At 69.2% G+C, this 17,407-nt stretch carries 14 protein-coding genes; 5 read left to right on the top strand and 9 right to left on the bottom strand.

The window, feature by feature from the left end; all coding sequences use genetic code 11:
* Positions 1-65: 65 nt before the first annotated feature.
* The 4 genes from MCHUDSM44219_RS27975 to MCHUDSM44219_RS27960 are packed head-to-tail and all read left to right on the top strand — an operon-like array spanning position 66 to position 4,028.
* On the top strand, positions 66-1,412 hold the full coding sequence (locus tag MCHUDSM44219_RS27975) for a MinD/ParA family ATP-binding protein (protein ID WP_048421549.1): 1,347 nt from the start codon (positions 66-68) through the stop codon (positions 1,410-1,412).
* Positions 1,409-2,935: a type VII secretion integral membrane protein EccD gene (gene eccD, locus MCHUDSM44219_RS27970; RefSeq protein WP_048421548.1), complete on the top strand. Its 1,527-nt coding sequence runs from the start codon at positions 1,409-1,411 to the stop codon at positions 2,933-2,935. Before MCHUDSM44219_RS27975 ends, eccD begins: the two co-directional genes overlap by 4 nt.
* Positions 2,936-2,943: 8 nt before the next feature.
* Positions 2,944-3,714, top strand: coding sequence for a hypothetical protein (locus MCHUDSM44219_RS27965; protein WP_048421547.1), 771 nt, complete (start codon positions 2,944-2,946; stop codon positions 3,712-3,714).
* Complete coding sequence (locus MCHUDSM44219_RS27960; protein WP_048421546.1) at positions 3,711-4,028, top strand: type VII secretion target; 318 nt, start codon at positions 3,711-3,713, stop codon at positions 4,026-4,028. The genes MCHUDSM44219_RS27965 and MCHUDSM44219_RS27960 overlap by 4 nt, the downstream gene beginning before the upstream one ends.
* Here MCHUDSM44219_RS27960 and MCHUDSM44219_RS31500 read toward each other — a convergent pair.
* From MCHUDSM44219_RS31500 to MCHUDSM44219_RS27910, 9 genes are all read right to left on the bottom strand, one after another.
* Positions 4,025-4,846 carry an EspK C-terminal domain-containing protein gene (locus MCHUDSM44219_RS31500; RefSeq protein ID WP_236695612.1) on the bottom strand — a complete coding sequence of 274 codons (822 nt, stop codon included), beginning with the start codon at positions 4,844-4,846 and terminating at the stop codon, positions 4,025-4,027. The two genes, MCHUDSM44219_RS27960 and MCHUDSM44219_RS31500, sit on opposite strands and share 4 nt — an antisense overlap.
* 2,616 nt (positions 4,847-7,462) lie before the next feature.
* Positions 7,463-7,804 (bottom strand): YbaB/EbfC family nucleoid-associated protein, encoded by a 342-nt coding sequence (locus tag MCHUDSM44219_RS27945; RefSeq protein WP_048421543.1) that lies wholly within the window; start codon positions 7,802-7,804, stop codon positions 7,463-7,465.
* Positions 7,804-9,429, bottom strand: a complete 1,626-nt coding sequence (locus MCHUDSM44219_RS31570) for a PPE domain-containing protein (RefSeq protein WP_048421542.1) — start codon at positions 9,427-9,429, stop codon at positions 7,804-7,806. The genes MCHUDSM44219_RS27945 and MCHUDSM44219_RS31570 overlap by 1 nt, the downstream gene beginning before the upstream one ends.
* A complete protein-coding gene (gene eccE, locus MCHUDSM44219_RS27935; RefSeq protein ID WP_048421541.1) occupies positions 9,426-10,832 on the bottom strand; it encodes a type VII secretion protein EccE in 1,407 nt (468 codons plus the stop codon). Before eccE ends, MCHUDSM44219_RS31570 begins: the two co-directional genes overlap by 4 nt.
* Positions 10,829-12,178: a type VII secretion-associated serine protease mycosin gene (gene mycP / locus MCHUDSM44219_RS27930; RefSeq protein WP_048421540.1), complete on the bottom strand. Its 1,350-nt coding sequence runs from the start codon at positions 12,176-12,178 to the stop codon at positions 10,829-10,831. The genes eccE and mycP overlap by 4 nt, the downstream gene beginning before the upstream one ends.
* A 244-nt stretch (positions 12,179-12,422) precedes the next feature.
* Positions 12,423-12,680: an HPr family phosphocarrier protein gene (locus MCHUDSM44219_RS27925; protein ID WP_048421539.1), complete on the bottom strand. Its 258-nt coding sequence runs from the start codon at positions 12,678-12,680 to the stop codon at positions 12,423-12,425.
* Positions 12,681-12,715: 35 nt separating this feature from the next.
* On the bottom strand, positions 12,716-14,785 hold the full coding sequence (locus MCHUDSM44219_RS27920) for a PTS fructose transporter subunit IIABC (protein ID WP_048421538.1): 2,070 nt from the start codon (positions 14,783-14,785) through the stop codon (positions 12,716-12,718).
* Positions 14,786-14,809: 24 nt separating this feature from the next.
* On the bottom strand, positions 14,810-15,787 hold the full coding sequence (locus MCHUDSM44219_RS27915; protein ID WP_048421537.1) for a 1-phosphofructokinase family hexose kinase: 978 nt from the start codon (positions 15,785-15,787) through the stop codon (positions 14,810-14,812).
* On the bottom strand, positions 15,784-16,563 hold the full coding sequence (locus tag MCHUDSM44219_RS27910) for a DeoR/GlpR family DNA-binding transcription regulator (protein WP_048421536.1): 780 nt from the start codon (positions 16,561-16,563) through the stop codon (positions 15,784-15,786). The genes MCHUDSM44219_RS27915 and MCHUDSM44219_RS27910 overlap by 4 nt, the downstream gene beginning before the upstream one ends.
* Before the next feature lie 42 nt (positions 16,564-16,605).
* On the opposite strand from MCHUDSM44219_RS27910, the gene MCHUDSM44219_RS27905 reads away from it, so the two are divergent.
* The coding region (locus MCHUDSM44219_RS27905; protein WP_048421559.1) for a phosphoenolpyruvate-utilizing N-terminal domain-containing protein at positions 16,606-17,407 on the top strand (802 nt) is incomplete at its 3' end.

Here is a 17,407-nt window from a genome sequence, read left to right as displayed (position 1 = left end):
GTCCAGCAGTGCACTGCAGACGGTCGCCCGCCACACTCCCCATTACATCTTCTTGAGAGGCAGCCATGTCGGCCGACTATGACCGGCTCTTCCACTCCCCGGATGCCGCGCGAACGGCTGACGACGAGCCTGAGCGCGAAACCCCGCCTGCCGCTGCGGAATCCGTCACGCCACCGGCGATGCCCGCTGCCGCGCCACGCACTCAGACCAGCGTCGCGCCGCCGCCCTGGCAGGGAGGGGTCACCAGCCAGATGCCGCCGCTGCCGGCGACCGGTCCGCAGCCGCTGCCCAACAACGGCATGATGCGTGCGCCGCAGGCGCCGGCGCCCACCGGTGCGCGTCACGAGCAGCCGCGGCACGCGTCGGTTCCCGCGCCGCGCCCGGCGCCGGTGCCGGCGCCGACCCAGCACTTCGCCGAGGTCGAGGTGGACCGCCGGCCCGTCGTCCAGCCCGCTCCGACATCGGCCGCGTCGATGGGCAACCACCGGGCGATCGACGCGCTGTCCCACGTCGGCGTGCGCTCGGCGGTCAAGATGCCGTCGCAGCGCGGGTGGCGGCACTGGATCTATCTGTTGACCCGCATCAATCTCGGGCTCTCGCCCGACGAGCTCTACGAGATGGACCTGCACGCCCGCATCCGGCGCAACGCCCGCGACTCCTATCAGATCGGAATCTTCGGTCTGAAGGGCGGCGTGGGCAAGACGGCGGTGACGGTCGCGCTGGGATCGGCGCTCAGCACCATCCGCGGGGATCGCATCCTGGCCATCGACGCCGACCCCGACGGCGGTAACCTCGCCGACCGGGCCGGCCGGCAGTCGGCGGCGACCATCGCGGACCTGTTGAGCGACAAGGAACTCCACCGCTACAACGACATCCGCGCGTACACAAGCATGAACGGCGCCAACCTGGAGGTGCTGTCCTCGGAGGAGTACAGCGCCGCCCGCCGCGAATTCAACGACGAGGACTGGAAGACCGCCACCGAGATCGTGTCGCGGTACTACAACCTGGTGCTCGCCGACTGCGGCGCCGGGCTGTTCCAGCCGGGCGCGCGCGGCGTGCTGTCGACGGTGTCGGGGCTGGTGATCGTGGCGAGCGCATCGATCGACGGTGCGCGGCAGGCCGCGATCACGATGGACTGGTTGCGCCAGAACGGATATCAGGATCTGCTGGGCCGGTCCTGCGTGGTGATCAACCACGTGGTGCCCGGCAAGCCCAACATCGACGTCGAGGACCTGGTGCAGCAGTTCGAGCGGCACGTCGCTCCGGGCCGGGTCGTCGTGCTGCCGTGGGACAAGCACATCGCCGCGGGCACCGAGATCCAGCTGGACCTGCTGGGTAAGCAGTTCCGGCGTCGCGTCGTCGAGCTCGCGGCGTCGCTGTCCGACGACTTCGACAGGCTCGAGCGGCGTTGACCGCAACAGCCGCACCCCCGTCGTCGTCGAGCGTCACTCCGGGGCGCCCGGCGACGACCCGCGTCACGATCCTGACGGGTCGGCGGATGACGGATCTGGTGTTGCCGTCGGCGGCACCGATCGAGACGTACGTCGACGAGACCGTGTCGGTGCTCGCCGACATCCTCGAGGACACGCCGCCGGAGTTGTTGGCGGGCTTCGATTTCGCGTCGCAGGGTGTGTGGTCGTTCGCGCGGCCGGGCGCACCGCCGATCAAACTGACCGAGTCGCTCGACGACGCCGGTGTGGTCGACGGGTCGCTGCTGACGGTGGTGTCGGTGAGCCGCACCGAGCGGTACCGGCCACTGGTCGAGGACGTGATCGACGCGATCGCGGTGCTCGACGAGACACCGGAGTTCGACCGATCGGCGCTGTATCGCTTCGTCGGCCTGGTGCTGCCGCTGGCCGCGCTGATGGTCACCGCTGTCGGGATCCTGTCGTGGATGTCGACCGGTCGTGACTGGTGGTGGCCGGTGGCGCTGGGGGTGCTGGGCCTCGGCCTGATGGGCGGCAGCTGGTTCGCGCAGTCCCGGTACGCCAACATGAACATGGCCGAGAGCCTGCTGGTGTCGTCGCTAATCGCCCTCGGGGGTGGGGTGGCTCTGGCGGTACCTCTGCCTCGCGGGGTGGAAACGCTGGGCGCACCCCAGATCGCCGGCGCCAGTGCGCTGGTGCTGTTGATGGTGCTGGCCACACGCGGCGGCCCCCGGCGCCGTGCGGAGATCGCCGCGTTCCTGGCGATCGTGGCGACAGCGGTGACGTTCGCGGCGATCGCGGTCGGCTACGGATGGCAGAGCTGGGTGCCCGCGGGCGCGATCGCCTTCGGCCTGATCGTGGTGACCAACGCGGCGAAGCTGACGGTCGCCGTGGCGCGGATCGCGCTGCCGCCGATCCCCGCGCCGGGCGAGACCGTCTCCAACGACGAGCTGCTCGATCCGGTGACGACGACGGACACGTCCGAGGAATCCGAGACCTGGCAGGCGATCATCGCGTCGGTGCCGGACTCGGCGGCGCGTCTGACCGAGCGCAGCAGGCTCGCGAAGCGACTACTGATCGGTTTCCTGACCGCCGGTGCGCTGATCCTGGCCGCCGGCGCGATCGCCGTTGTGGTGCAAGGGCATTTCTTCCTGCACAGCCTGATCGTCGCCGGTCTGGTGACGGTGGTGTGCGGATTCCGGTCCCGGCTGTACGCGGACCGGTGGTGCGCCTGGGCGTTGATGGCCGCAGCGTTCGTGATCCCGACGGGCGTGGTCGTGCGGCTGTGCCTGTGGTACCCGGAGCAGGCGTGGCTGATCCTCGCGATCTATACGGCGGTCGCGCTGGTCGCGGTGATCACGATCGGTGCGACGGACAGCGTCCGGCGGGTGTCGCCGGTGACCAAGCGGATCCTCGAGTTGGTCGACGGTGCGGCGATCGCGGCCGTCATCCCGATGCTGCTGTGGATCGCCGGCGTGTACGACCTGTTGCGCAACCTGCGGTTCTAGGAGGCTCGGTGACCAACCCCCCACTCTCGGTGGATCCGGAGGCCCTCGCCGCCGCCGGTGGCGTCTTGGAGTCCGCGGCAGCCGATCTGCCGCCGGTTCCGCCGCCGTTCATGCCGACGGGTACGGATCCGTTGTCGGCGGCGATCATCGGGCAGATCCCGGAGGTCGAGGGGCCGATCATGACGCAGTTGCCACTCGTGAAGACGCAGGCTACTCAGACGGCGCAGAACGTGAGCAATGCCGCGCAGGCGTACGTCGCGACGGATCAGCGCCTAGGTGGACAGATCGGCCAGGAGATGCAGGATGCGCCCGCTGCGGCTGCGTTGGGCTCAGGTGGGTCGGCGGGCTCTGCGGCCGGGTCAGCTGTGGGTGCGGCGGGTTCGGCCGGCTCGGCCGGCGGCGGGATGGGTCAGATGATGAGCATGCCGATGCAGATGGCCGGGCAGATGGCCCAGATGCCGATGCAGGTGATGGGTGCGGTGGCGGCGGTGCCGCAGGGCGTCATGCAGGGCGCTCAGCAAGTGGGGCAACAGGTTCAGCAGATGGTGGGGCAGTTCGGCGGGGTCGGTGGACAGTCCGGCACCGGCAGCTCGTCGCCTGGAGTGGAGCTGCCCCCGTCGGAGCCACCCACGGCCGAGCAGCCCAAGGACGCGTCGGACGGGGCGTCGGCGGGTGAGCCGGGTGCCGAGCGGGCGCCGGAGGCCGCCAAGGAGAAGGCCGAGGAATCCGAGGGTCGGCACCGGGCACCGGAGCCGGCGGACGGTCGGATCAACCTGTGACCGGGTTCCTGAAGGTCGATCCCGACGAGCTGCGTCGGGCGGGGGCGACGTTCACGGCGGCGGGAGACAAGCTGGCTGCGGTTCAGGCGGGTGCGCCGTTGGGTGATGCAGCGTCAGCGGTGTCGGGGTTGCAGACGGCGTCGGCGTGCGATGCCGCGAAAAGTGCTGTGGCCGAGCAGATGTCCGCGATCGTAGACGGAGCCCGCACCTACGGATCGAACGTGACCGGAGCGGCAGGAAAGTACGAGGCGACGGACCAGGCGTCGGGCGGGAAGATCGCTGCGGTCGACATGCCTTCTTTCGGGACGTCTTAGGCCGACGCGGTGGCGCTGATGGCGTCGCCGATCAGGACCGCCAGGTGCTGCCAGTACACCCAGTCAGCGATGGCGTGCCGCTGCGTTTCCGCATCGACGGCGGTGTGCGCGCGGTGCAGAGCGTGCGTCTGCGCGTGCTCGGCGTAGGCGACGAACGCCTGCAGATGTGCGGCACCGCGTTCAGAACTGGTGGACATCAGGGGCTTGGCGACCTCGAACCAGAGCCTTGCGGTGTCGTCGGCCGGCGCTTCCTGGTCGGTCGGCGCGGGCGGTAGCAGCTCTGTGAGCCCGGTATCTCCGACGGCGGCGAGTCGCTGGGCGGCCGCCGGTGCGATGACCTCTAGGCGGCCGCGTCCCTTCATCTTTCCGGTCTCGGGGATGTCGTCTGCGGTGAGAACGACCTTGGCCACGCCGGGGTCGAAGGTCGCGAATTGCTCTTCGGTGGCCACTACTGCGCGCAGAGTCTTGTCGTGGTGCTGCGCCCAGCGTTGGACGGCGAGGATCGGGTAGGTGGCCCAGGTGGCGCGTTCCGACAAGGGGATCGCGTCATCGGCAGAGGCCATTTTCACGTGGTCGGGGAGATGCACACCATCGGGGATGTACGCGAGACCATAGCTGTTGGCGACGACGATTGTGCCGTCCGTCGTAACGCCGGTGACCCAGAACAACCCGAAGTCCACGACGCCGACGTTGAGCGCGGCGGCAATATGGCGTGCCCGCTGCAGTGGATCGGCTCCACTTGCGTTGCGCCGCAGTGCACCTGCGGTCGTGGCGGCGGCGATAGCGTCGCGCTCGGCGCGGGCGGTCGAGACAGGCACGGGAGCCGCTGCGGGCGCGGAGGCGCTGCTCGCTGCAGACATGGGTGCTACGCCAGGGCCGGCGGTCGCCGCCGGCGCGGTGCCCGGGGCGGGCGGCCCGGGAGGCTGGGGCGTGGTGGGCGGAGCGAGAGGCATTGGCGGAGGCAATGAAGGCGCGCCGCTCGGTGCTGAGCCGACGGGAGCAGGCCCGGCTGCACCGCCGCCGGGCAGCGCTGTTCCGCTGGCGGCGCCGGCGGCCCCGCCGGAAGGCGGTGCTGCGGAAGCGGCCGCCTGATTGACCGGCGCGGCGGCCGGAGCAGGTGAGGATGCGGGCGCTGGGGAGGAAAGCGGCGGCGGAGCTTGGCTCGTAGCCGGCTGAACTGGCGATGCTTTGGAGGCGTTGGGTGTATTGGCGCCTGCTGCTTGCGTTGCATTCGGGCTACTAGGTCCGAGGCCGGAGCCAGTGCCTGAAGTGTCGCCAGGGTTTGCAGTCCCTGTCGAAGCGGCAGTCGGCGTCGCCGACAGTGAAGAAGGAGACGACCCTGAACCTGATGAACCGGGTGATGCTGACGGACCGCTCGGCGAAGCTGTCGTGGTGGTCGCTCCTGCGCCCGGTGACCCAATGGCGGAACCGGGTTGCGCCGGCCCGGCCGGCGTTGGTGCACCCGCCTGAGCGGCGGAAGGTACTTGCGATTCGGGAGGGGTAGATTGCGCAGGCTGAGGAGCTGACGCAGATGGAAGGCCTTTCACGGTCGCAGTGGGACCAGAGTTCGACCGGCTTATCGATTGTCCGTTTTGGCCGAAGAACTCTATTGGAGTCTTCGGTGTGGGGGCAGAGGTTACCGGCGCCGATTGTGGGTTGGGTGGGGTTGGAGTGCGTGGAGGCGGCGGCGGCGGTTGCCAAACGCTGAATGCGGGTACTTTTGCCATGCCGCTCGCGACAAGCGATGTGTTCAAGCCAATCTGGGCAGAGACCCAGGTATCGATCGCAGCCTGCTGTTCGCTTGGATCGAGTGCAGGGTCGCTGCGAACCGTGGCGAAAAACTGTTGCGAATACTCGAGGTTTTCGTTGATTAGTGCCTTCGTCTCAGCCACGGACCTTGCAACCAGGCTGTACCAAGCGATCGCCTTCTCAAGGTGCTGACTCAATGACAGCATCTGTTGAACGCGTGCTCCGATGGCCGCATCGGCCGCGTCGGCTGCGATCCCGGTCCAAACGGCACCGGAAGATATCTTTGAGTTCTGGGTCTGCCACTGTTCTAGAACCCAAGTGAGTTGGGTTACCTTTTCCGTCAGCGTCCTCCCACGGCTGTACAACGAGTCCTCATCGATGTCCGGCCATCCCGATGGCTCGGTCATTTCTTCGATGTATTCGCCCGCGGCCTTTTGAATTCCCACGGCTAGTTCTCCGCGGCCCTGCATGCTTCGCTTATGGCGCCAACCGCGGATCCAGCTGCAACCTGGAGGTCGTTATCTGCTGCCGCGTACGTCGGAAGCGCACTAACGTATGCGCGCCGATATTGAGCGCTAAGAGTGGCAATGTCCGCCCACACAGGATTGTCACTCTTCCGCCCGAGCCTCTGCGACTCAGTTGCGAAAGCTTCCATTATTGGCATCGCAGCGTTATTGATCGCCCGCTGCTCTGGACTCAAGGCGCTGGCCGCGATGTTCGGGTCGACAGACCGCCACGCCGCCGTGTCATTAGTGAACTTTTCAGCACTGGCGAGCCACTCAGCGCACACCGGGCTCTGTGAGCGTAGGAACCTCTCGGGACTATTCGGATCGATTCGACTCGGTAAATCGCGCGGTGCGGCCGCCTCTGGGACGAGTGGCGCGCGAGCACTTGCCGAACCAAAAGCTATGGAGTCGCATATTGCATTCAAAGTTGCGACGACACTATTCGAAACACGAACAATCTGGTCGTCAGGCGGCGCGTACTGCGGGATATGTTCGACATAAGAGCGGCCGTAGGCGATGAACTGCTCGTAAAGGACTCGGACTACTCGATGGGGCGTTTCTCGGGCAAGGCGGGCGGCTTCATCAGCAGCCTGGCGAATAGCCGCTGCCATCGCTTCGTACTGCCGCCGTTGCTCGGGCGACCACTGTGCTTCCGAGATACTCGGGTCGCGCTTGTCCCAACCGTTGGTCGCAGCGTGCGCTAAGCCGGCAGACGTTGTAGTCCACCGTTGGCACGTGGGCTCTTCAGTAATCAAGGAGATCGGACCGCGATCGCTTGCACTCGCGATATCCGAAGTGTCAACCGACGTACTCGGAGGAGCCGACGCCGTCGGTGTCGTCGACCCCGAACTGCCTCGCGTGACAAGCAGAGTCGCGACCACGGTCACGACCACGACGACGAGGAGAGCCAGCCCGCCCAAGATCCACTTGGCTTTGTTACCGCCTTGAGGCGGCGGGCCGGGCTGCGGATTCCATTGCGGCGGGCCTTGCGGAGAGCCCTGCGGGGGCGGCGGCCACTGACCGGGAGGCGGCGTCGTCACGCGCGCGCCTCCGAATCGAGCCTCGCCATCCCCTTAACCTCCCAGGTCAACGCTTCCTGCTGCGACCGTCTCGCTTCAAGCCGACCCATCCAGCTTACGAGAGCTCCGGACCAGCCCACGGCACTGATTTCGACGCCCCTCACCCCCGCTCGTCGTTGATCTCCGCAGTGATCTCCGCGACCACCGCATCGATCCGCTCGCGGTCGGCATCGATCGACGCCGACGCCTCCGCCGACGCTTTCTGCAGTGCCTCGTTGACCCGGTCCTCGACCGTTTCCGCCCCCAGCCGCAGCAGGCCGTCCTGGATGTAGACGTCTTGCAGCCAGTGGTGACCGTTCAGCGTCACCTCGACGGTCTCGGTCTCATCGGCCGCGGTGAACGATTCGGTAGCCATCTTGTCGAGCTGCTCGTCCATCAGCGACTGCAGCCGCCGCGCCTGCCGCAGCACCGCCGCCACTTCCGGATGCATGTCTTCGGTCACTACGAATCCTTCCTCGTGCCGTCAGAGCCGCGACGCCGCGGCTGCAGACCGATCACTGGCTCCGTGTGCGGGCGCTCCTCGACGTAGAGCTCCTCATCCTGCGACAGCTGCGGGTTGCGCTTCTTCTCCCCGCTCCCGCCGCCGTGCGCCCCGTGCATCGGTGCCATCCCGCCCATGCCGCCGCCCGCCGCGCCGGCCACGCCGCCGCTTCCCGCAGTGCCCGCCGCGGCGGTCGGTCCTGCCGACGCCGCATACGGTGTCGGCGCAACGGTTTCCGCGCTCACCGCGGGCTGCAACGGCGAGCCTGGTATCCCGCCGCCTCCACCGCCGCTGCCTCCGGAACCGGCTCCGCCTCCGCCTGCCGCGGCGGGATGCAGCCGCGGATCACTCGGCAGCTTCGGGCCGCCCTTGCCGGTGCCCGGCATCCCCGTCCCAGGCATGCCGCCGCCCGGTGACCCGCCCTGCTGACCGCCACCGGGCTGTCCGCCACCCGGCGACCCGCCGCCCTGCTGGCCCGCCTGCTCACCGGCCTGCTGCGCAGCCTGCGCCGCCTGCTGTGCCGCCTGACCGCCCTGGTCCGCCGCCGACATCGGCGAGACCGGCGCCTGCTGCGGGGCGCCGCCCGATCCCCCGCCCGGTGACTGCTGACCGGCGCCGCCGCCTGCACCCTGCCCGGCGCGCTCGTCGGGGCGATACGGGCGTGCACGCTGGTGATCCTGTGCGGTCACCGGAATCCCCGACAGCACCGGCGCCGGCGGATCCTCCGCCTCGATCGCTTTGGTCTGGGCCTGGTTCGCGTAGGTGTTGCGCACATCCTCCGACTTCGTCTGCAGCTGCGCGATCTGGGTCATCGCGTCGCTCCACGCCGGGCTGCCGATCGGGTTCTCCACCACCTGCTGTTGGAGTTCGTGATAGCGCTGCGCGATCGGCCGGTGATCGCTCTTGGCGGTGCTGTGCGCGGTGACCAGGGCGTCCGCCTCGTCGGCCAGCTGATTCCATGACCCCGACAGTGAGACCAGCCATTCGCGATAGGAGTTGAACTTCGCGTACGCCGCATCCGCGGCCTGGCCTTCCCAGTTCAGTGAATTCACTTCGAACTTCTCGGCCGACGCGGCCAGCGACTGCGCATTGGTGCGCCACATCGCCGCGGCCGACCGCAGCGACGCGCCGTCGTCACCGGCATCGAGCGCGGTCTGTGCCGACTGCGGATCCATGAATCCCTGCTCGGACAGCAACTGTCCCTTCGGGATCGGCATCTTCGGTGGATGGGGCGGGGCCGGCAGGTCGACACCCTTCGGGAAGACGGTGCCGCTGGGCGCGCCCGCCGGTGTGTCGAAGGTCGACCCGATGTCCTCGCCCGACTGCTGATCCACCTGGGCGTAGGCCGCGGCGACGTTGTCCAGCGTCTGCGCCAGCCGCTCGCCCTCCAGGCGACCGAACTCCTGGTACGCCCAGAGCGATTCGGCGTTGGCGGCGAGGTTGGTGATGGCGACGCTGCTGATGACCAACGCGTCGGGCGAGATCAGCGCCGGCTGCGCCGTCTGGGATGACCAGGACAATCCCCTGATCTGCGCTGCCTTGCCTGTCAAGTCCGCCGGGTCGACCTGAACTTCGTCTCCGCTCATACGCGATCCCCCTCCAGCACCGTCTGGTAGCGGCTCTCCTCGCGCGGATTGATCAGCCTGATCGGCAACTGCTTGTGTCGCGGGGTGGCGATGAAGTTGGGCCGCAACATGACCCGGCCGACACCGGGGTGCGGGGCCAGGTAGGTGGTCGCATTGGGCCACGCCACTTTGGCCACCGAGCCGACCTGTGCGTCGATGTACCCCGCGAACTCCGTGAATTGCGGGCTGAGCGTCACCACCGCACCCGCTGCCGCTGAGCGCACCACGAACTGGGTGAACAACCGGGCATCGCCGAGGTTGATGCTGACGTCGACATCGTCGAACGGCATGTACACCGGGTAGCGATCCGCGGTCTCGCCGACCAGGACCCCTGCCGATCCGATCGGCAGCTCGTAATGCTTGTCGGTGACCGGACTTTCGCCCAGGAGTGCGGCGCGCTGGCCGCCGAACAGGCACGAAAAGCCGCGCGGTGTGGACGGATTCGCCAGAGTCGTCAGCAACACCGTGGTGGTCGGCGCCGCGCCCGGGGTGATGCGGACGCGCGTGAGCGTGTGGTCGGCCCGCGCGGACCACCACACGTCGGGGCCGCCGGGAGCGGTGTAGGCTGCGGTGAAGGTGCTGCGCCCCTTGATCATCGACCAGGCTTCCCGCTCGAAGCTGATCTCCGTCGCGCGGTCGAAGTCGTCGAAGCTGCGGGCGGGGCGCGCGTCGATCCCCGTGCTGGACAGATGGTCGGCGATCCGCGTCGTCGACGCCACGAGATACTGCGCCAGCCCGGCGACCCCGGTGTTGCGACGCAGCGCGGACTTTCGCGTCTTCTCGGGGTCGGCGCGCAGCACGATCCACGTCCGACGGTTGGCGGGCGCCGGATAGGGACCCACGACCTGCTCGTAGAGCGCGACCAGCGCGGCTGGCGCCGTCTTCCCGACCCGGTACCCGGCCGACACCACGTCGGCCTCCAGGTCGGGGCAGTACGCCTCGAGCAGGTCCTCGATCATCCGCGTGTCGACGACGTCGTCGGTGAAGGCCTCGCCGTTGACGATCACCGTCGGGGTGAACGGCCGCGGCACCAGCTCGATCGCCGACACCACCTGCTCGCCCTGCCAGCGCAGCGCCACATGATCGCCGGGGACGACGGTCGCGCCGACCGCGGGCTCCGACGGCGGGGGCGGGGGTTGACGGTGGCGACGCCGCCACGCGAAAAGCGCTGCCACCCAACCGGTCACCCGGCGACCGCGGACCGTCAGCACCGCGCCCAGTGCGATCAGGACGGCCAGCGTGATCCCCAGCCACATCAGGTCCATCCGGGCGAACAGCAGCAGGCATGCCGGAATCAACACCGCGGCCCACAGCGCGTGGCCCGTGGTGAAACGCAACCCGAACACCGACAGCACCCTGCTCATCGGCGCCTCAGTGCCCGTCGGGCCATCGCTCCGATACCCAGCACCACCGCCACACTCGCACCGACGATCACCACCCACGTGATCGGCGTCCGGTCCGGCGGCGGCACGTACACGGGCGGCGGGATCGACTTGATCTTGTACGGGATGGTCGCCGGGCCGGCCGGCACATCCCAGGTCAACGCCGCGACCGGGTCGACCACCCCGGCGCCGACGACGTTGTCCACCCCACCGCCGGGATGCCGCGCGGTCGCGGTGATGCGGTTGATGATCTGCGCGGCGGTCAGCTCCGGGAAGCGTTGGCGCAGAAGGGCTGCAAGGCCCGAGACGTACGCCGCGGAGAACGACGTACCGCTGATCGGGATGGGCCCGTCCTCGCCCTGCAGCGCGTTGACCGGGTTGCCGTCATAACCGAGCGCCACGAGGTTCTCACCGGGTGCGGCCGCCCCCACCCACGGTCCCTGCATCGAGAACCCGCTCGGCTGACCGTTGGGGGCGATGCTGCCGACGGTCAACACCAGCGGGGAGTACCAGGCCGGCGAGACAATGGTTTGCACCTTCTGCCAGCCCCGCGGATCGGCGGGCACTGCGGGATCGGGCGGCGGGTTCTGCGAGCAGTCACCGCCCGAGTTGCCGGCCGCGACGACGATCACCGCGTTCTTCACGTTGACCGCGTAGTTGATGGCGGCGCCGACGACGTTCTCGTTGATCGGCCGGGTGATCTTGTAGCAGGCCGCCTCGCTGATGTTGATGACCTGCGCGCCGATGTTGGCGGCGTGCACGATCGCGCGGGCCAGGCTGCGCAGCGAACCGGCCGTCTGCGTGGAGTTCGGGTCGTTGGGGTCGGTGCGGGTGCCCACCGGCTGGAAGCTGTCCGAGGTCTGCCGTAGCGAGAGGATGCGCGCATCCGGGGCGACGCCGACGAACGCGTCGGTGGGGGCGGGCCGGCCCGCGATGACGGCGGCGGTCAGGGTGCCGTGGGCGTCGCAGTCGGACATGCCGTTGCCGGCCTGGTCGACGAAGTCGCCGCCCGGCTCCGCGGGCACCCGCGGTGACCCGTTCACGCCCGTGTCGATCACGGCCACAGTTACCCCGGCTCCCGTCGCGAACCGCTGCGCGTCGGCGAGCCGGAGGTAGTCGCTCGCCCACGGCCGGTCAGCGAAGTTGGAGTTGGGGAACACCGTCGGCGCGGCACAGACCCGCCGCTGCTCCATCGGCTGATCCGGGCCCGTCTCGTCAGGGGGAACGGCGGCCGGATCGATGACCGGGGGGTCGATCGCCCCAGCGGGCGGCGGCGCCACGAGGAAGACTAGCGCGATCGCGGCAAACAACGCACCGAGTCGCCGCACTACTGTCCACCCCCCGCTTGGGCTTCCCGGATCCCCGCGGTCCGGAACGTCGTCAGCAAACATAGCGCCGCCCGTCGGGCGGCGCAAAATGTCACGTCGAACGTACTCGGTACCGACACATGGGCAAGCCTAAGGGCCCCTGGAGGAGGGTCATTCCGCTTTCTTTTCCGCCGAAACTGCGTTCCACGCGGCCCTGAGGGGCGAACTCGCGCATGGAACGCAGCTTCGGCGGGAAGGGGAACGACTAGGCGTCGAGGTCCTTCTGCACCAGCTCGGCGATGGTGTTCAGCGCGCCCTCGTCGTCGGAGGCGACGGTGACCTGGGCGCCGTTGCCGGCGCCGAGCGTCATGATCATCAGCGCCGAGCCGGCGTCCACCGGCTCACCGCCGTCGACCGACAGGGTGACGGGCACACCGGCGTTGACGACGGCTTCGGCGATGATCGCCGCGGGCCGGGCGTGCAGTCCGATCGACGAGCCGACGATGACGGTCTTGGTGGGCATGAACTCTCCTCTTTCGGTTGTCTGAATCGATGGTCTCAGGCGGCGGCAACGGCGAGCTCGCGCTCGGCCTTCTTGGCGCCGGGCTTGATGAACTGCTTGGCCGCGACGACCGCCACCGCCGCGACGACAGTTCCGGCAATCAGCGAGACCAAGAACCACAGCAGGTTGCCGATCGCGAAGAACACGAAGATGCCGCCGTGCGGAGCACGCAGGGTGACACCGAAGGCCATACTCAGCGCACCGGTGACGGCGCCGCCGGCCATCATCGACGGGATGACGCGCAGCGGATCCGCCGCGGCGAACGGAATGGCGCCCTCGGAGATGAACGATGCGCCGAGAAGCCATGCGGCCCGGCCGTTCTCGCGCTCCGGCTCTGTGAACAGAGCGGGCCGAACCGTCGAGGCCAGCGCCATCGCCAGCGGTGGCACCATGCCGGCCGCCATCACCGCAGCCATCACCTGGTACGAGCCGGTGGTCGCCGCGGCCAACCCCGCGGTCGCGAATGCGTAAGCCGCCTTGTTGACGGGCCCGCCGAGGTCGAAGCACATCATCAGGCCGAGGATCACGCCGAGCAGGATCGCCGAACTGCCGGTGAGGCCGTTCAACCAGTCGGTAAGGCTGGTGTTGATCCACGCCAGTGGGCGACCCAGCAGCAGGAACATCGCCAGACCCACGATGAGCGAGGCAAAGAGCGGAATGATGACCACCGGCATCAACCCGCGGAACCAGCGCGGTACGTCGAACTTGCTGATCCATAGAGCGGCGAAACCAGCGATGACACCGCCGACGATGCCGCCGATGAAGCCGCCGCCGACAAATCCGGCTACCGCGCCAGCAGTGAAACCTGGTGCCAGGCCGGGTCGATCGGCGATGGCGAAGGCGATGTAGCCCGCCAGTGCGGGGACCAGAAACCCGAACGCCAACCCACCCAGGCTGAACATCACGGCACCGAGATAGGTCATCAGCGGGTTCAACGGCTCGAGCCAGCTGGGAAGCGTTCGTAGCGGCTCGGGCAGTTGCCACAGCGAGTTGCCGAGGGCGATGACGTTGCCGAAGCTACTGGTCCCACCTTCGGGCTTGTTGGCGACTTCATAACCGGCCAACAGGAAGCCTAGCGCGATCAGCAGACCGCCCGCGGCGACGAACGGGATCATGTAACTGACACCGGTCAGCAGGATCTGCCGGGTACGCGTGCCCCAGCCGACGCCGCCGGCCGGCGCGGAACTCGTCGCGGCTCCGCCGCCTGCGGAGCCCTCGACCCGCGGTGCGTTCGGATCATCGGCTGCGGCAACGGCTTCGGCGACCATCTTGGCCGGCTCGTTGATCGCGCGCTTCACTCCGGAGGCGATCACGGGCTTGCCGGCGAACCGGCCCCGGTCCTTCACGCCCACGTCGGTGGCGAAGATGACCGCGTCGGCCTTGGCGATCGTCTCGGCCGGCACCGGGGTGCTGCCCGAGGAGCCCTGCGTCTCGACGACCATGGTCACGCCGGCCTCCTTGGCCGCGGCGGCCAGGGCGTCGGCGGCCATGTAGGTGTGCGCGATTCCGGTGGGGCACGCGGTGATCGCGATCAGCGTCTTGGCCGCGGACTTTTCCACCGGCGCTGCGGCGGGCGCCGGGGTGGCCGGGGCGGGCGCAGGGTTGACCACGCCGTCGACCAGGCCGACGACCTCGTCGGCCGACGACGCATTGCGCAGCGCCTCGACGAAGTCCTTGCGCACCAACGCCCTTGCCAGGCTGGACAGCAGCTTCATGTGCTCCTGGCCGCCGGAGTCGGGCGCGGCGATCAGGAACGCGAGGTCTGCCGGGCCGTCCGGGGCGCCGAAGTCCACCGCGGGGCTGAGCCGGGCGAAGCCGATCGTCGGGGTGTCGACGTAGGGGGAGCGGCAGTGCGGGATCGCGATGCCGCCGGGCAGTCCGGTGGCCGACTGCTGTTCGCGCGCCATCGCAGCGCCGACCAGGCCGTCGGCGTCGTTGGTGCGACCCGCCGCGGCGAGGCTGCCCACCATGCGTGCGATGACCGCCTGCTTGTCCCCGTCGACGGCGGTGTCGAGCAGAACCAGGTCGGTGGTGATGATGGGTGGTGAAGTGGTGGAGCTTGTCATGGCACTACTTTCGTCGTCGGCGTGTTACTGGGTGGCGGGAATCGGTGAGATGGGCGAGACCTGCACGGCGGCGAGGTCGATCTGGGCGGGGGTCGGCAGTGTGGTGCCGGGCAGTGCCGCGGCCGCGCTGCCGTAGGCGACGGCCATCTGTAGCCGCTGCGGCGGAACGGCGCCGCCGACTTCGGCGCGGACGTAGCCGGCCAGCGACGAGTCCCCCGCGCCCACGGTGCTGCGCGGCACGATCGGGGGCGGGGTCGCCATCCAGGCGCCGTTCGCGTCGACCAGCACCGCGCCCTCGGCGCCGAGGGTAGCGAGCACCGCGCCGATACCACGGTCGATGAGCTGACGGGCCGCGGTCACCACCGGCTCCGGATCACCCTGGGCAACAGCGCTTTCCAGGACCTCGGGGGAGAGGCCGAGCACGCTGGCGAGTTCGTCGGCGTTCGGCTTGATCAGATCCGGGGCGCCGCGCTCGAGCGAACCGACCAGAGCGGCCAGCGGTGCGTCGGAGGTGTCGACGGCGACGCGGCAGGGGCGCGAGGCGAGCAACGCGACGACGTCGCCGTACCAGGACGCCGGCATCCCGGGCGGGAGCGATCCGGACATCACCACCCAGTCCGCGCCGTCGGCGGCGGCGAGCACCGCGTCGGTCAGTGCGCCGACCGTGGCCTCGTCGAGCGTCGCGCCCGGTTCGTTGATCTTGGTGGTGGTGCCGTCGGGCTCGGTGATGGTCAGATTGGTGCGGGCCGACTCGGCGGTGGGCACGATCTGGAACGACACCGCCGCGGTCTCGAGCGCGGTGATCAACGGGTCGTTTCCGGCCGCGGGCAGGACGGCGAGCGCGTCGATGCCGGCGAGGGTGAGCGCGCGGGCGACGTTGACGCCCTTGCCGCCGGCCTGGCTGGTGACCGAGGTGACGCGGTGGACGGCGCCGCGCGTCAACGGGGACGGCAGCGTGACCGTGCGGTCGATGCTCGGGTTGGGCGTGACGGTGACGATCACTGGTGATCTCCTGCGCAGATGATTTCGAGGCCCTGGTCGGTCAGTTCGGCGCGGTCGGCGGCGCTGATCTCGGGGTCGGTGATGAGGGTGTCGACACTGGTGATCGGAGCGAAGCTGACGAAGTCCTCGCGACCGACCTTGGAGGAGTCCGCGGCGACCACGACGTAGTTGGCCGCCCGCACCATGGCCCGCTTGACCGCCGCCTCCTCGCTGTCGGGGGTGGACAGACCGTGCCGGATGCTGATGGCGTTGGTGCCGATGAACGCGATGTCGACACGCATGGTGTCGAGCACCCGCAGCGTCTGTTCGCCGACGGCGGCCTGCGTGACTCCGCGCACGCGGCCGCCGAGCAGCTGCAGCGAAACGGTGGGCATGGTGGCCAGCCGGGCCGCGATGGGCACCGAGTTGGTGACGACGACGAGTTCGCGGTCGGTCGGCAGGTGCGCCGCGATGCGCATCGTGGTGGTGCCGGCGTCGAGCAGGACGCTCGCGCCGCTCAGGGGGAAGAACTCGGCCGCCGCGGCGGCGATGGCGTCCTTGTGCTCGGACCGGGTGACGTCGCGCTCGCCGACGCCGGGCTCGACGAGGTGCAGGGCGCGCACCGGGACGGCGCCGCCGTGCACGCGGCGCACGATGCCCGCCTTGTCGAGCACGGCGAGGTCGCGCCGCACGGTCTCGGTCGTCACGTCGTAGGCCTGCGCGAGCTCGGTCACCGATGCGCGGCCCTTCGCCATCACCAGGGAGGCGATGGCTTGCTGCCGCTCTTCGGGGTACATGGAGCTCCGTTTGTGTGGGGATACGTCCGGTTTGTTGTTGATATGTTTGGTTTTACTCCTGAACGTGTTGACTTGTCAACGGTTTCTTGTAACCTGGTTCACATGACCGCGACGTCTTCGCTCAGCTCACAACTCCAGCCCGGCACGGTTCTGCACGGCGTACCGGTCGTCGCCGGAGTCGCCTACGCGCCCGTGATCCGTCCCGGCCGGCTCCCGCAAGTCGACGTGAGCACTCTCCCCGAGGTGCCCGAGGCCGACCGCGCCGCCGAGGGCGAGCGCTTCACCGCCGCGGCGGCGACCGTGGCCGGCCGCCTGCGGGACCGCGCCGCCCACGCGACCGGCTCCGCGTCCGAGGTGCTCGCCGCGACCGCCACTCTCGCGCAGGACCGCGGCTGGCTAGGCGCCGCGGAGAAGCGGATCAAAGACGGCGCGCCCGCGGTCCGCGCGGTCAGCGGCGCGATCGACCAGTTCGTCGAGATGTTCACCAAGCTCGGCGGCCTGATGGCCGAGCGGGTGACCGACCTGCGCGACATCCGCGACCGGGTGACCGCCGAACTCAACGGCCTGCCCGAGCCCGGCGTGCCGCTGCCCGACGTGCCGTCGGTGCTGTGCGCCGAGGATCTCGCCCCCGCCGACACCGCGGGCCTGGACCCGAAGCTCATCGTCGCGCTGGCCACCACGCTGGGCGGCCCGACCAGCCACACCGCGATCATCGCGCGGCAGTTGGGCATCCCGTGCGTCGTCGCCGTCCACGGATTGGACGACGTCTCCGCCGGCACGACGGTGCTCGTCGACGGAACCCTCGGGACGGTCACCGTCACGCCCGACGAGTCCGCCGCGCAGG

Source organism: Mycolicibacterium chubuense (genome assembly GCF_001044255.1).
GTDB lineage: Bacteria > Actinomycetota > Actinomycetes > Mycobacteriales > Mycobacteriaceae > Mycobacterium > Mycobacterium chubuense.
This window is presented reverse-complemented; position numbering and strand designations above follow the sequence as displayed.

What these genes read in the sequence shown, in the direction of transcription:
- MCHUDSM44219_RS31570 (WP_048421542.1), bottom strand. Translation starts at nt 9,429, where the DNA reads ATGAGCGGAGACGAAGTTCAGGTCGACCCGGCGGACTTGACAGGCAAG.
- MCHUDSM44219_RS27910 (WP_048421536.1), bottom strand. Translation starts at nt 16,563, where the DNA reads ATGTACCCCGAAGAGCGGCAGCAAGCCATCGCCTCCCTGGTGATGGCG.
- MCHUDSM44219_RS27975 (WP_048421549.1), top strand. Translation starts at nt 66, where the DNA reads ATGTCGGCCGACTATGACCGGCTCTTCCACTCCCCGGATGCCGCGCGA.
- MCHUDSM44219_RS27920 (WP_048421538.1), bottom strand. Translation starts at nt 14,785, where the DNA reads ATGACAAGCTCCACCACTTCACCACCCATCATCACCACCGACCTGGTT.
- MCHUDSM44219_RS27925 (WP_048421539.1), bottom strand. Translation starts at nt 12,680, where the DNA reads ATGCCCACCAAGACCGTCATCGTCGGCTCGTCGATCGGACTGCACGCC.
- eccE (WP_048421541.1), bottom strand. Translation starts at nt 10,832, where the DNA reads ATGAGCAGGGTGCTGTCGGTGTTCGGGTTGCGTTTCACCACGGGCCAC.